Annotated in this window: 16 protein-coding genes and 1 tRNA gene; 9 read left to right on the top strand and 8 right to left on the bottom strand. The window is 53.8% G+C overall.

What is annotated here, in order from left to right; all coding sequences use genetic code 11:
• Positions 1-5 precede the first annotated feature (5 nt).
• On the bottom strand, positions 6-1,610 hold the full coding sequence (locus BMZ99_RS16425) for an LTA synthase family protein (RefSeq protein ID WP_245755012.1): 1,605 nt from the start codon (positions 1,608-1,610) through the stop codon (positions 6-8).
• Positions 1,611-2,293: 683 nt separating this feature from the next.
• On the opposite strand from BMZ99_RS16425, the gene BMZ99_RS16420 reads away from it, so the two are divergent.
• Positions 2,294-2,572 carry a hypothetical protein gene (locus BMZ99_RS16420; protein WP_090939635.1) on the top strand — a complete coding sequence of 93 codons (279 nt, stop codon included), beginning with the start codon at positions 2,294-2,296 and terminating at the stop codon, positions 2,570-2,572.
• Positions 2,573-2,745: 173 nt separating this feature from the next.
• Positions 2,746-2,822, top strand: a tRNA-Arg gene (locus BMZ99_RS16415).
• Positions 2,823-2,932: 110 nt separating this feature from the next.
• On the opposite strand, the gene BMZ99_RS16410 is transcribed toward BMZ99_RS16415, so the two are convergent.
• The 3 genes from BMZ99_RS16410 to BMZ99_RS16400 all read right to left on the bottom strand — a co-directional run bounded on the left by BMZ99_RS16410 (position 2,933) and on the right by BMZ99_RS16400 (position 4,997).
• Positions 2,933-4,108 carry a tyrosine-type recombinase/integrase gene (locus BMZ99_RS16410; protein WP_090939632.1) on the bottom strand — a complete coding sequence of 392 codons (1,176 nt, stop codon included), beginning with the start codon at positions 4,106-4,108 and terminating at the stop codon, positions 2,933-2,935.
• A 105-nt stretch (positions 4,109-4,213) separates the two neighbouring features.
• Positions 4,214-4,429 (bottom strand): hypothetical protein, encoded by a 216-nt coding sequence (locus BMZ99_RS16405; RefSeq protein ID WP_090939629.1) that lies wholly within the window; start codon positions 4,427-4,429, stop codon positions 4,214-4,216.
• Positions 4,430-4,652: 223 nt separating this feature from the next.
• Positions 4,653-4,997 carry a helix-turn-helix transcriptional regulator gene (locus BMZ99_RS16400; protein WP_090939626.1) on the bottom strand — a complete coding sequence of 115 codons (345 nt, stop codon included), beginning with the start codon at positions 4,995-4,997 and terminating at the stop codon, positions 4,653-4,655.
• A gap of 191 nt (positions 4,998-5,188) precedes the next feature.
• Between BMZ99_RS16400 and BMZ99_RS16395 the strand changes: the two genes are divergently transcribed.
• Entirely contained in the window at positions 5,189-5,410 is a 222-nt protein-coding gene (locus BMZ99_RS16395) for a helix-turn-helix domain-containing protein (protein WP_090939623.1), read from the top strand.
• Between the two features lie 312 nt (positions 5,411-5,722).
• Here the strand turns inward: BMZ99_RS16395 and BMZ99_RS26395 are convergent, their stop codons facing one another.
• Entirely contained in the window at positions 5,723-5,866 is a 144-nt protein-coding gene (locus BMZ99_RS26395; RefSeq protein ID WP_175490585.1) for a hypothetical protein, read from the bottom strand.
• A 111-nt stretch (positions 5,867-5,977) separates the two neighbouring features.
• Here BMZ99_RS26395 and BMZ99_RS16385 point away from each other — a divergent pair, with 111 nt between their 5' ends.
• The 6 genes from BMZ99_RS16385 (at position 5,978) to BMZ99_RS26390 (ending at position 8,723) form a co-directional block, all read left to right on the top strand.
• A complete protein-coding gene (locus BMZ99_RS16385; RefSeq protein WP_175490584.1) occupies positions 5,978-6,304 on the top strand; it encodes a single-stranded DNA-binding protein in 327 nt (108 codons plus the stop codon).
• A gap of 774 nt (positions 6,305-7,078) precedes the next feature.
• Positions 7,079-7,615 (top strand): N-acetylmuramoyl-L-alanine amidase family protein, encoded by a 537-nt coding sequence (locus tag BMZ99_RS16375; RefSeq protein ID WP_090939612.1) that lies wholly within the window; start codon positions 7,079-7,081, stop codon positions 7,613-7,615.
• Between the two features lie 265 nt (positions 7,616-7,880).
• A complete protein-coding gene (locus tag BMZ99_RS16370) occupies positions 7,881-8,102 on the top strand; it encodes a DUF1659 domain-containing protein (RefSeq protein WP_090939609.1) in 222 nt (73 codons plus the stop codon).
• A 45-nt stretch (positions 8,103-8,147) separates the two neighbouring features.
• A complete protein-coding gene (locus BMZ99_RS16365) occupies positions 8,148-8,372 on the top strand; it encodes a DUF2922 domain-containing protein (RefSeq protein ID WP_090939607.1) in 225 nt (74 codons plus the stop codon).
• A 22-nt stretch (positions 8,373-8,394) separates the two neighbouring features.
• Positions 8,395-8,550: a YvrJ family protein gene (locus BMZ99_RS16360; RefSeq protein WP_090939604.1), complete on the top strand. Its 156-nt coding sequence runs from the start codon at positions 8,395-8,397 to the stop codon at positions 8,548-8,550.
• Positions 8,547-8,723, top strand: coding sequence for a hypothetical protein (locus BMZ99_RS26390; protein WP_175490583.1), 177 nt, complete (start codon positions 8,547-8,549; stop codon positions 8,721-8,723). Before BMZ99_RS16360 ends, BMZ99_RS26390 begins: the two co-directional genes overlap by 4 nt.
• Before the next feature lie 134 nt (positions 8,724-8,857).
• On the opposite strand, the gene BMZ99_RS16355 is transcribed toward BMZ99_RS26390, so the two are convergent.
• Genes BMZ99_RS16355 through BMZ99_RS16345 form a run of 3 tightly spaced genes read right to left on the bottom strand, consistent with a single transcriptional unit; the run spans position 8,858 to position 14,042 of the window.
• Complete coding sequence (locus BMZ99_RS16355) at positions 8,858-9,298, bottom strand: OmpH family outer membrane protein (RefSeq protein ID WP_090939601.1); 441 nt, start codon at positions 9,296-9,298, stop codon at positions 8,858-8,860.
• A gap of 5 nt (positions 9,299-9,303) precedes the next feature.
• Entirely contained in the window at positions 9,304-9,570 is a 267-nt protein-coding gene (locus BMZ99_RS16350; protein WP_090939598.1) for a hypothetical protein, read from the bottom strand.
• On the bottom strand, positions 9,567-14,042 hold the full coding sequence (locus tag BMZ99_RS16345; protein WP_175490582.1) for a beta strand repeat-containing protein: 4,476 nt from the start codon (positions 14,040-14,042) through the stop codon (positions 9,567-9,569). The genes BMZ99_RS16350 and BMZ99_RS16345 overlap by 4 nt, the downstream gene beginning before the upstream one ends.
• Positions 14,043-14,053: the final 11 nt, after the last annotated feature.

The following is a 14,053-nucleotide window of genomic DNA, read 5'->3' as shown; positions in this document are numbered from 1 at the left end:
TATCTTTATATTGAACTGCCATGAAAATATTTGACATATGAATCTTGAACCCAATGTATCAGTGCTTTTTCATAGTCATTTTGATTTTTTCCGTGATACATGTCTGTTGTTATTTGGCGACCTGCTGACCAGTAGTAAATTGTTTCTCCTACACATCCAATTGCATAACCGCTATCTTCAGGAATAGTGGTTAGATTTCTTCCTGAAAACTCCGGTGGTGAAGGAATTCCTAAGATCCCTAAAAGTGTGGGGGCAAAATCAATCTGACTCGCGAATGTTGCACTGCTAAAATTCTCAAAAGGCTGCAGATTTTTGCTAACAAAGATAAGTGGGATGGGAGCTGGGCTTAAACGCAAATCATCTTGCCCTAGGCGCTTATAATTGTCATTCTGGCTTGGATGAGGATTATGATCACTTGTAACAATAATAAGCGTCTTATCGTCCAGTAAATTTCGCTCTTCAAGATCGTGAAAAAACTTTTTCAAGGTGATATTTTCCCAATAAATTCCCTTGAGATAAACATTTTTAGATTGATCCTTGATATTTGCTGGAATATCTTTTTCCGGAAGCCCGCAATACGGAAAGGGCTGATGGGAATCGATTGTCTTAGTTGCTATAAACACTTTATTATTCCGGTTTTGCTCCAGTAACCTGATCGTTTCGTCATACATTACATCATTATGGAATCCCCAGCCGCTGCTTCCTACATATCCTTGTCGCTCCAAATCTTCTTTTGCTCTGTAAGTCTGCATGCCAAATCTTTTTTTGTATGCTCGGAATTCATCATTATAGTACTGGCTGGTAGCTTCTAAGAATACCGTATCATAACCGTTACTTTCGAGAGCTTTGAATAGTGAAACATTATTTTCAAAAGATTGTTCATCGGAATAGATTGACTGGGAAAGAAACATAGAGTTAAGTCCCTGAGTAGTAGGCTTATTAGAAGTGTAATAATGATCTAAATGGGGATACTTCTTCACTAAGCCATCCAGAAATTCGGTTGTTTCCATTGGAATTCGTGAATTATAGAAATGTAAGTAATCTCGATGAAACGATTCAGCGATTATTACAATTATTTTTTGATATGGAAAAGCTTTTAGATTGGGAGTCGGTTTTTCATTAACAGTAATTCCCAAATCATCTAGAAGATCTGTTTCCTTTTCAGAAAATGCCACGCGATAAAGCTGGTTGGCGGCGGCCACAGGTCTATCGTCATTTCTCAAGAATTCTCGTATTAAGTTGATTGTTACAGACTTGGTTAGCAAATCGCGAGATAGATTTCTGCATATTTCTATTTCTGCTTCTTCATCAAACCCTTCTTCCATCAGTACTTTTGGATATACGTAAGCGGTAGAGAAAGTAACAAGATTAACTAAAATACAGATCATTATCAGGCTGCCGAAGCTTTTTGAGTGCAGAGTAGGCATCTTATTAGGGGCACGAAATAATAACATAAAAAAGAAAAAGCTTATCAGTATTCCGAGTAAAATCATTTTATCTGTAGTATATACTACACCTGTGATTGAATAATTGTTTAAATTGTCAAATACCACTCTTTCAATATGTGTTGATGTAACAAAAAAGTATATGGTATCACAATAAAAAATCAAAAGGGTCAAAAAATACGACAAAAAATAGATGGCTTTAGGCAGTATATGATTCCTTTTCGTGTATAGATAGGCAGCGAATAGTACAAGTATAACGTTATTAATCACGCCAGTAAGAACTGACAAGACCGTTATTGCACTAAAATTTAAATTTAATGAATTAATAATAATCGCTGAGATGCCTAACCATAGAATTGATAAAATTACAATTGGGCAGTACGCTTTTGCAGCTTGTTTAACCCACGTAATATGTTTTCGAAAAAACATAAATATGCTTGCCAACAATAAATCCCGAATAAGAGCATTGCTTACATCAATATTAAATATTCCTATAGGTATTTCCGGTTCTCCACTGTAGAAACGAAGTGCGATGTACACCTCTACACAAAAAAGTACAGCTATTCCGATAATTTTATGTTTATGACGGAGAAATGTTTCTTTAAAAAGTGCTTTTATAATTGTAAAACTTCCTTTAAGATATCATTTAGATACAGTTTTGACATAATTGTCATTTATCCTATATTATTATATCTCGATAAAAGCCTCCTCACAATGATAATATTATCATTGTGAGGAGGCTTTTATCGAGATAATTTTACTGGAAATTTTTTAATTGCATACAGATGATGTGTTAGCCGCACAATAACAAAGTGACCTCTGGAAAATTTGCAAGGAGATGTTCTGATATGGATTTTATACCTACGTCTACGATTGTTATTGATAATGATAGCGGAGTAACGCTGATTAATGAGACGGATATGCCGCTATCGTTACCTGATCATGATGAAATACATGCGCTTAAGGGTACTACTATTTCAATTGCCAGTAAAGAATATACAATAGTAGAAGCAACTACCGAACCAAAACTTAATGACGATTGTGATATGATTGGTACTTACGTTTTTCTTAATGTAGAGAAACGAAAAGGAAAAGAAGGCATTTTATCTAATAAATTGGACCATTAATTACTTCTGGAAGTTTAATTATATATTTAGATAATAAAAAGTTTGTGGTTAATGCAGGAGAAGTAATACATTTTATCCCAAGTGGTTTTTATGAAAAATATACTTGACATAATAACTATAAAATGATATTATATGATTCCAGCGTCAAAAAAATGCTGGAATTAAGAGTAATTGACTCCGTAGCCCAGCTGGATAGAGCGTTTGACTACGAATCAAAAGGTCGCAGGTTCGAATCCTGCCGGGGTCGCCATAGATATTTCAAAGGTTTTACGATACTTTCGTAAAGCCTTTTTTGTCGTTTTCATAGCAGTTTTACAACAACCGTACAACAACGCGGCGGAAACTGCATTTTCTAAACGGTCAGTTAAGTGGTGTCTCATGAGTGATCGGTGCGACCGGAAAGGAAGAATTGAGCCATGAGGCAATTTTTTCCTGGCCGCCGGATATCCTGTGGGTGTAGACATTGAGAAGCATTTGTGTGGTACTGTGGCCCAGGCGATACTGGGCGTCTTTGATGCTAACGCCGTTTGCCGAGAGGCGGCTGGCGTGATCGTGCCGGAGTTTGTGAAAGGTGACATTAAGGCCCGCCGCTTTGGCCAGACGTTGAAATCGTTTGGACCAGTTGCGCGGGTCCTGGAGTTTGCCGAAGGGGTCGGGGAATACCATGTCGTTATCCTCCCAGGGTTGGCCGCCGGCTTTGCTGGCGGTGATGGCTGCCGTCTGGCGTGCCTGGTGCCGCTTGATCTCAAGTATCGTGACTTCTGGCAGTGGCAGGACGCGCTGGCGGGCGGTGGTTTTAGTGTCGTCGAGTTCCAGGCCGTTGTCGGTGATGATGACGGCCCGCTGGATGCTGACGCTGTCGGTGGTGAATTTGAAGTCTATCCACTTCAATCCCAACAGTTCGGAGCGGCTGATGCCGGTGGCCCATTCTAAGGACAGGGCGGTATACATTTCGGTGTCGGCTTCGGCTGTCGTAAAGAGGTGCGCCCACTCTGTACTGCTTAGTGGCACAAATTCTTTGCGGCGCTTCTTGGGCAGGGACACCGTTTTGAACGGCAGCCGGTGCAGGATTTCTTCGTTAAAGGCTTTGTTTAAGGCAATGCGCAGGACGGCAAAAGCCAGTTCGGCCAGGCGCGGTCCGCCGCCGTTGTCTTTGATGGTATTCACCATGTTTTGAATATCAATCCCCCTGAGTTTTTGCAGTTTAATCTCACTTAAGAGCGGCAGAATATGGTTGTTGACGACCGAGCGATAGCCGATGTAGGTATTGCCCCGGACGCTGGCCCTGGCGTAGATGGTCAGCCATTTTTCCACCCACTGGCCGACGGTGATTTTGTCGGCGTCAATGAAGACCGGCCCTTTACTTTGTTCGATCAGGGCGTCTTTTTTCTGCTGCACTTCGCCTTTAGTCTTGCCGTAGCAATACTTGCGGATGGGTTTGCCGGTCGCGGCGTCGCGACCGATGATGACGGCCGCCATCCAGAGGCCGTTTTTGCGTTTGCAAATGGTTCCTTCGCCATTAGCCCGTTTAGCCATGAGCACACACCACCTTCGTCGATGTCGGTGGCAAGGGCGGCTGCACGCTGTTGTTGTATAACCCGTTGCCACCGCATGCGGTTTGCAACGAATTACAGGTACAGCCTAGCTGTGACTGGCAGTCAGGCCGGAAGGGGCAGGGAGTTCTTTGTTTTTAGCAAGGAGCTCCATTTTTTTCTGCAGCGCTTCCTGTTTGGTTTTGCCATAGCGATACTGGCGAACGGGCTTGCCAGTCACAGGGTCGCGGCCGCAGACGGCGGCCACCCAGCGGCCGTCCTGACGTCGATAGATACTGCCATTGCCGTATTTGCGTTGTTCCATGTCACACACCTCCTTTGCTGGCTGATTGCTCCGGGGAATAGCCGGTAGGGCTTGTCCCTGCTACGGCGGCGTCCCGGAGCCACGCAGGCACTTTGCCGCATGCGCCATGTTCACACACCATCCTTTTATCCTATGTACCTATGCAAACGGCGGCCGCCACTCGGCCGCCTGTTTTTATTTCCGGCGCTTGCCGCCGGGATATAACATATTGCGTATCCACCGGTCAACCAGGGACAACTTTGTCTTTGTCTTCGGCTTTTAAGGCCGCCACGATTTTTTCAATGACGGCCCGCTCTGAGGGTGGCAGGTCGGCAATGTCTCTGGCCAGGTCAGTGACGTCGGCCGGCAGGGATAACACGCCGGCGTCGACGCCTAAGAGGTGGTCGGTTGAGACTTTTAAGATAACGGCCAGGCGGGCCAGCGTTTCGCCGTCGGGTTCGGTGCGGCCCCGCTCCCAGCCGGCCACCGTGGACTGATTGCCGGCCCCGATCAGGTCCGACAGGGCGGCCTGGGACAGGTGGAGCCGTTCGCGGGCAGCGCGGATGCGCTTTCCTATTTCTTTGCTCATGTTTTTTCACACACCATCATGTTTGATTTGCACACACTATAAAAAGAGCTGCTACCCACATTGTAATTGTTAAAGTACGATTTGTAAATATAAAAGTGAAAAACGTATTGAAAGATTACCAAATGACTGCTATGATTATTACATAATGCAATGATTAATTGCGTTAATTCACTGAAAGGAGAGGATGCACCATGACAAACACTAAACTGGTGGTCACGGTCAAGGAGTTTGCGGCCATGACCGGTATTGGCCAGAACCGGGTACGGGAGTTTTGCTATTTGCCGGACTTTCCGGCGTCGAAGGAGGGGAACCGTTTTTTAATTCATGTGGAGGCCGCCAATGAGTGGCTGCGGCGGCGGACCAGCGCCAAGACGGGCGTGAATACGGCCGGATTGAAACGTATCCTGCCGTGAAAACCGGGCGCCAGCGATACAAAGAAACCTTTTACCGGTGGAAGTGGGCGGGGCCATGAATTACATTGCCGAGCTCAACAGTTTTTATGCCCGTCTCTTGACGCGTCCGCTTTCGAGTGAGGCGCAGGCCTTGTGGGGTGTACTGATGCACCTGTTTAACCGGGCCGGCTGGCCGCCCCGGCTGACCTTGGCAGCCAGTACACTGTTAGGGTTTTTGGGTTATAGTTATGCGACGCTGTCGCGGGCCCGAGGCGAGCTGGTGGCGGTCGGCCTCTTAGTTCATACGCCCCGCCCCGGCCGGCTGGCACCGTATTATGAACTGCAGCCACTGAGTGGCAAAGTTGTGGATAAATCTGTTGATAACCCTGTGGATAAACCGCGATTGACTTTAGTAAAGCCCATTTGCCAATCATTATGAATGGCAAATGGAATGGCAAAATCGGATTTGTCAATCATTATGATTGGCAACCTGAATACATTATTTAAACGTAAACTTTATTTATAAACGTAAACCAAATCATAGTAATAGAGCCTGTGACTATGTGGACAACAAGGGGGAGGACGGGCATGAATAAGGTCTTTCTGGTGGGGAGCTTGTCCCCGGACCTGGACATGCGCATAACCAACAGCGGCAAGGCGGTTTGTTCTTTTTCTTTGACCGTTGCTTTTAAGACCAGGGTGCGGGAGGAAACCGACGCGATTGACTGCGTCGCCTGGGATGCGCTGGCGGAGCAGATTGGTCAGGCGGGCCAAGGTGGTCGCCGGGTGGCGATTGAAGGGCGGCTGCATACGCGGCAGCTAGAAGGAGCAGACGGGCAGCGGCGGAAAGTGACCGAGGTGGTGGTCCGGGATATTGAGTTTTTGGACAGGCTGGGCCTGGCCCGGCCGGGGTAGCCAATCAGACAGAGGTGTTGTGTGATGGAAAGTAAGACGTTGGCGGTAGCGATGCCGGAGCGGATGCATCGGGAACTGGCGAAGTTTGCGGCGTTGTTTATCGGCAAAACTGCTCAGGAGCGGCCGGACGCGGGAATATAGCCTGGAGGAGGCGCTGCTGCTGGCGGCTATGATTTATATTGATGACTACTTGTACCGGCAGCGGCAGAATGTGCCGCTGGGCGGCGTTTCCTCTTCCCCTCCCGTTTCGCGGGAGGGGTCAGGGGTGGGTCCATCAACCCTGAGCCAGGGCGAAGGTCTGCGTCAGCAGTGGTGGACGTCCGCTAATGTTTTGTTTATGTCCAGCGCAGCGTTAGCCCGGCGGAGCGAACCCAAGGGGGGCGGGCGTGGACATAAAGGCCATTAGCGGATGGCCGCCTTCCCTTCCCTGGCAGGGAAGGGTTAGGGATGGGTGGCCGTCGCCCCCAGCAGGTCGGCGGCGAGCGTTAGAGAGCTGCGGGCCTGCTCCCTTGCCAGGCAGACGGATGCCGCCTGGCAGGATACGGCTCTAAGCGTCAGCGAAACGCCGCAAGGAGCGGACGACCGGCCATAGAGCGGTATCCGTCTGTAAGGCACTGAGCGGAGCAGCCCGAGGACGGCGGGCGGAAGACGCGGCAGCGGCTGCAGCGCCGCCCGCAGGGATGCGGAGCGGGCGGGCTTGCCTGTGTGGGGATTATTCTGTCTGACGCCAGATGGGATACGATCGGACATACGATAAAGGGGTGAGAAAGAAAAATGAAAATTGTCATCGACCCCGGCCATTCCGGGCCGGTGGAACCGGGCGCCTGCGCTGTCGGTATACGGGAGTGCGATGTGGTACTGGCGATTGCCAAGCTATTGGCCGAACAACTGGCCGATGCGGGGCATGAAATCATACTGACCAGGACGGGCGATATTGCGACCGATGACCTGGGTTTCCGGGCTGAATTGGCCAACGTCAACGGGGCGGATGTGTTTATCAGCATTCACGCCAACAGTGCTGCCAGCCCGGCGGCCCATGGCACGGAAGTGTATCATTATCCGGGCAGCGAATGGGGGCGACGGCTGGCAGTCTGCCTGCAGGCCCGGCTGGTGGCCGAACTCAATACTGCCGACCGGGGAGTGAAAGAGGCTAATTTCCAGGTACTGAGGGAAACGGACTGCCCGGCGGTGCTGGCGGAAGTGGCCTTTATCTCCAATGAGGCGGACCGTTCGCTCTTAACCAGTTATGCCGGACAGTTGGCGGCGGCCGTGGCCATGGCCGGCGGGCTGGCCGATTATGCGGCCGGGTAGTGGTTTTTAACGGCGAGGCGAGGATTGTTGATGCCGCCGGTGGGATTCCCGTTGCTGTACAGGTAGAAAATACTTTACAATATTGCGAATTGCTTATATAATAAATACAAAATGAAATAATGCTCCTGGAACGGGCAAAAAGTAGATGACCCGCGCGGTTTTTCGGCCGCGCTTGTCATAATCCGTTCCAGGCGCAAATCAGGCACACCTCCCGGGGTGTGCCTTTTGCGTGGGATTATCCGAGAAGGAAAGGAGGCGAGAGACAGTGGCCGTAGTAAAGTTACCGCAAACCAGCACGATCGCCATTAAGCTGCAAAAGGGCGTGACCACGTCCGGCAGTCCGGCCTATGTGACCCGGAACTATACCGGCAAACCGGCGGCAACCGACCAGGATTTGTTTGATGTCGCGGTGGCATTGATGGGACTGCAGGCGTATCCACTGGCGGAGATTGCGCGGGTGGACAACGCCATCTTGCTGAGTGAGTAAGGGCAAGGGGAAGTTTTTAACAAATGATAGGAAGGGGGGAACAGGATGGCTGATACCAATACCAAGACGCTGGAGCTGGTATTTATCACCGAGGGCAACAAAGAGGTGACGGTGGTGGTGAAAGACCCCAAGGACGGGGTGACGCTGGCCGAGGCTCAGGCAGTGATGGCGACGATTATTGCTAAGAATGTGTTTGCCGCCACCAGCGGCGATTTGGTGACCGCCAAGGAAGCGCAGCTTCGTCAACTGGCGATCACCGAGTTGACCTAATGCGGGAAAGGAGGCCCTGCAGATGGAAGAGTTGGCCCGCCTGACGGCGACTTACGGTTTTCCCATGGCAGTAGCCTTCTATCTGTTGGTCAGGCTGGAAAAGCGCCTGACCGAGCTGACCAGCGCCATCAATCAGATGTGCAGTTGCGTCGAGAGGATGGAGGTCACTAAGAAATGATGCTAAAGACTGTGTATGGCCCGCCGCCGGCCGATCGGGAGCGGATTGAGGCGACGACGGAAGATGCGATAGACGGCGCGCTGGTGCGCGAGACAACTGAGGAAGCGGCGACGGCTGCAGACCTCGCAAAGGCGGGTTGTCCGGCAGCCGGCCTCGACAGGCAGCCGGAATAAGCCGTACGTCTGGGTGTACGAAGGGCCGGTCGGGAATATTCCCGGCCGGCCCTTCGCGTTGCGTGCCGACAAAGCCGTGCGTAGGGGCCCGCTTTCCGGAAGCAGCAGGGGAAACTCCCTGCCGCGCAGTTTTTTTATTTGACGGTTATGATTTTCAGCACGTCGGCGGTGATGTCCACGCCGCCGCAGACGACATCCTGTTTGCCGATGACAATGGACAGTCCTTTGGCTTTGGCCACTTCATTGGCAGCCGCCGTAACCTTGGCGGCAATCGGCCGCAGCAGCTCCTGGCGCTTTTGCTCCACGCGCAGGTCAAGCTGGCGGGCAAGGTTCTGCCTGTCGACCTCGTTTAAGCCGGCCGCTTTGCTGTCAAATTCCTGCTTGGCTGCTTCCTGCTCGGCCTTCAGCGCGGCATTGGCGGCCGCCGTGTCGGGGTGCTGGTTGATGAGGGCGATAAAGTCCAGATAGCCTACCGGTCCGGCGGCCGGGGCGGCCTGCGCCGTGCCCCAGGCGCCCAGCAGGAGGCACAGGGCCAGGAGAACCGGGACTATTCGCTTGTTCCGGGATGGTTGCATGTTGATCAGTCTCCTTGTTGTACCGCTGCCGCTGTGGCAGCGTCCGTTTGTTTTAGTACGCCGGCGGCTGTGAGCTGCCGGACGATATCCTGCTGAATGGCCAGCGCCTGGACGAAGCCGTCGAGCGGCAGAATAACACGCTGGCTGACTTCGACCACCGGCTGGCCGTTATCGCTTTTGAGCTGCGGCTGCACGGTCATGAGGTCGATGCGGACCAGGTTGCCCGTGACGTGGACGGCGCTGACGCCGTCGGCGAAGATTTCACGGTTCATGGGGTTTCACCTCCTGTTGGGGGATTGGCAATGTCGGGACTGACTGTAACCGGAACGGCCAGAGACGGATAGCTGGCGGTGTTGATGCCGCTGCCGACGATGGTCAGCGGCGCATAGGAGCCGGAGCCGCCGGCCAGGTAGCCGCTGAGCGGTCCGCCGTAGGCGGGCAGGGAACCGGTTTTGCCGTTGAAGCCGGAAACAGTTGTGGTGAGCCGTTCGGCGTGGCTGACGGCGCCGTCATAGGCCGGGTCGGCCGGACGACCGGTGATGGTCAGGGCGCCGTTTAGATAAGTAATCTGATAGTTAGGCGAGGACAGTGAGCCGGTTAGCGTAATGGCGTAAGTCCCTGGTGGTGAAGCTTGTGTCGCCGCCGTACCGAAGGTCAGGGAGCCGGACAGCGCGGCCGGCGTTTCACCGGTTGCCAGCCCGGTATAGGCGGCGGCAAAGGCCGGGTTGACCTGGCCGGCATAGCGGCTGGCATTGTTGGCGGTGACGGTGAGGGCGGCCGGGGAGATGGTGCCGGCCGCGGTTTGGGTGACGACGGTATAGTTGCTACCGTTGTTGCCGTCATTGAGAGTATAATCGGTGTTGACCTTAAGTGTGCTGGCATTGATGCCCAGCACATTTTTGCTGTCGAAGCTTTGGGTGAGGCCGCTTACGGTGTCGCCTGCCAGCAAGCCGTTGTAGGTGACGATGCCGTTCGAGACAGTAGTGCCGTCATAGACTTTGCTGTCAGCAGAAGCCGTCAGGGTGAGGTTAGCCGGAGTAATGGTGCCAGCAGCGGTTTGGGTGGTAACGGTATAGTTATTGCCGTTATTGCTGTCATTGAGGGTATAGCCGGTGTTGATCTTAAGCGTGCTGGCATTGGTGCCCAGCACATTTTTGCTGTCGAAGCTCTGGGAGAGACCGCTTACGGTGTCGCCTGCCAGCAGGCCGCTGTAGGTGACGATGCCGTTCGAGACATTTGTGCCGTCGTAGACCTTGCTGTCGGCCACGGCCGTCAGGGTGAGGTTAGCCGGAGTAATGGTGCCAGCAGCGGTTTGGGTGGTAACGGTATAGTTATTGCCGTTATTGCTGTCATTGAGGGTATAGCCGGTGTTGATCTTAAGCGTGCTGGCATTGGTGCCCAGCACATTTTTGCTGTCGAAGCTCTGGGAGAGACCGCTTACGGTGTCGCCTGCCAGCAGGCCGCTGTAGGTGACGATGCCGTTCGAGACGGTGGTGCCGTCGTAGACTTTGCTGTCGGCCGCGGCCGTCAGCGTCAGAGTGGCCGGGTTGATGGTGACGGTGCCGCTGGCGCCGGTCAGAGTATAATTGCTGTTATTCAGACTTAGGTCGCCGGGATTACTGATGCTTTGCTTGCCCGCGTTTTTACTGCTTACAGTACCGCTGCCGGTCAGGGTGAGGCTGTCGCCGGCAACCAGATTGGTGACCGATAGGTTACTGGCGCTGATGGCGGCGGTGCCGTCGTAGGTGCGGCTGCCGGTCAGCGTGACGACGCGCGGGTTGATGGTGACGACGCCGCTGGCGCCGATCAGGGTGTAATTGCTGTTATCCAGGCTCAGGTTGCCGAGATTGCTGAGGCTTTGACCGCCTGCGTTTCTGCCGCTTAGCGTGCCGCTGCCGGAAAGGCTCAGGCTGTCGCCGTCAACCAGGTTGGTGACGGCCAGGCTGCCGGCATTGATGTCAACGGTGCCGTCGTAGGTGCGGCTGCCGGTCAGCGTGACGACGCGCGGGTTGATGGTGACGGTGCCGCTGGTGCCGGTCAGGGTATAATTGGTGCTATTCAGGCTCAGGCTGCCGAGATTGCTGAGGCTTTGAGAACCGGCGTTTTTGCCGCTTAGCGTGCCGCTGCCGGTCAAGGTGAGGCTGTCGCCGTCAACCAGGTTGGTGACGGCCAGGCTGCCGGCGCTGATGGCGGCAGTGCCGTCGTAGGTGCGGCTGCCGGTCAGCGTGACGACGCGCGGGTTGATGGTCAGCGTAGTGGGATTATAGCTGATATCATAGCCCTGCTGGGTAGAATAGAGGCCGCTTAAGGAGTAATAATAGTAAGATGAGGTGAGGTCGTAAGTGCCGACATCTTTGAGGGGGGTGATCATATAGCTGAGGCTGCCGGATACGCCGCTGGCGGCGTTGGGGTCGGACAGGGTGTAGCCGGAGGCCGTGCCGCTGCTTTGTCCGCCGTCATAGGTCTTGCTGAAGTCGATCACGGTGACTGATTTCAGGAAGCTTCGCAGCAGCGGATAACTGGAACCGTCATAGATGCGCCAGACGGTGGTTTGACCACCGGTGGCGGAAATATCCCAGCTACTGAACATGCTGAGTTTTTTCATATCGGCCGTGCTCAACCCGGTCCCGCCGGCGCTGCCAGATTGCTTCGAGGTGTTTTTGTCCCAGTAGGAATTGCTAATAGTGACGCCACCGTAGCTATTGTCGATATAGCCTACCAGGCCACCCAGGGAGCTGTTACCGGCGACTTGGCCTGTACTGTAGGAATTTTCAATCGTGCCGTACCCCATATAGCCTACCAGGCCGCCGATGTACTTGGGACCGGACACCGCAGCAGTACTGTAGGTATTTTTGATGTTGCCGTAATTCCCGCCCACCAGGCCGCCGATGTCGGTTTGGTCGGCAGCGCTGCCGGACACGGTACCCGCACTGTAGGAATTTTCAATGGTGCATAGGGTGCTGTTATAACCCACCAGGCCGCCGACGAAACTGGAACCGGATACCGTACCCGTACTATAGGTATTGGTAATCGTCTTGTTATTCGAGCCCACCAGGCCACCGACATCCATAGCGCCAGTCACTTTTATCCCGGCCAGCCCCACGTTGCGAATAGTCCCGCTGTTGCAGCCGAACAGGCCGACGTAATTAGTGGAAGGTCGGTTAATGGTCAGGTCGGTGATGGTGTAGGTCAGGCCGTCGAAGGTGCCGGTAAAACTGATGCTGTCATCACCGATGGGATTAAAACCGGCACCTATGTTCCAGTATTTTGTGCCGCTGGCGTCGATGTCGTTAGCCAGGGTGTAATTGTTGGCCAGCATACCGGACGAGCCGATGCCCTGCAGACCGTAGACATCGGCGATTTGGTAGGGATTGCCGTTTGTGCCATCGCCGCTTGCGGCCCGGATAAAAGTGCCGCCAGTGATACGGAAGTCCTTGGCGAAGAAGGCGGGAAGGCTGGCAGCTACCTGGCGCCAGGTGCCGCCGGTCAAGATGAAGATGCCGCCGATGCTCACCGGGTAAGTCGCGCTGATTGTGCCGGCGGCATTCAGTTGCAGGTTGCCGGCACCGCTCGTGATGGCGTTATTGATGCTGATGTTGCGGTCGGCTGTCAAGGTTAGGGTATTGGCTGTGCTCCAACTCACCGGAGCGGTAACCGTGATGTCACCGTTATCGCTGCCGCCGCTTGCTGTCGTCACACCGGCATTGGTGCCGCCGTTCAGGGTATTTTGCAGTATGTCGGCCAGCGCCGTGTCTACCGTGATATCGGTTGGGTCGAGCAGCCATTTCCCGGCCTTGCCGGAGGGTGCCGCCGCCGTGATCTTGGTGTTTTCGTCAATATTAACCTTAGCCCCCGAGGTTTCAATGAAACCGCCATCGCCGCCGTGCGGCGCCGAGGCGTCGAGGGTGCCGCCGACATTGACGGTGCCGCCTTCCAGGCGGATAACGCCACTCACGTTGTTGACGGTCTGCGCCCTAATCACGCCGCTGTTGTTGACGACGGTATTTAAGAGCGCGTCTTTGGTGCCGGCGCTCATGACAACCAGGCCGCCGGCGGCGGTGATGGTACCGGAGTTGGTGGCGCTGCCGCCGGCCGCGCCGGTGTCGACGGTAAGGTTGACGAGCTGGTCGCCGCTAAAATCGAGCGAGACGGCCTGGCCGGCCCCCAGCGCGGTAACCTTGGCGGCAATGGCGCCTGCGTTTTTGACCTGCGGGCCGAGCAGCACCGCTTCACCGGTGGCGGTGATGGTGCCCTGGTTGGTGACGCTGCCGGAACCGGTGCCGCTGAAGGTATACTGGCCGCTCAAGAAGTCGCTGTCTTTGATGTCCAGCGTCGAGGCCACCAGGCCGCCGGTGCTGACCTGGGAGCCGGGAGCGAACAGAATGCCGTTGGGATTGATGAGAAAGACTTTGCCGTTGGCGCTGAGGGTGCCGTAGATGGCCGAGGCGTCGGCGCCGATGACCCGGTTGAGAGCCACGGCTGACGCCGAAGGCTGGACGAAGTTCACTGTTTCGCCTTTGCCGATGGAGAAGCTCTGCCAGTTGACAATGGCTTTGTCGCTGGTCTGGTTGACGGTGGTGGTGGCGCCGCTCGCGGTGATGGCGGCGCTGCCGCTGACCACGGTGCCGCCGGTGGGATTGGCCCAGGCTGTGTTATAGCTGCTGAAAAACAGCAGGCCGGCGGCCAGGGGCGGCAGCAGGGTTTTGGTCAGGCGCTGCCAGCGCCGTTTCCATTTGCGTTGCATGGCGTTCATCC

It is taken from the genome of Pelosinus propionicus DSM 13327, assembly GCF_900114615.1.
In the GTDB taxonomy this organism is placed as follows: Bacteria; Bacillota; Negativicutes; order DSM-13327; family DSM-13327; genus Pelosinus; species Pelosinus propionicus.
Note: the sequence above shows the minus strand (reverse complement) of the source record. Positions and strands in the feature narration are given on the sequence as shown.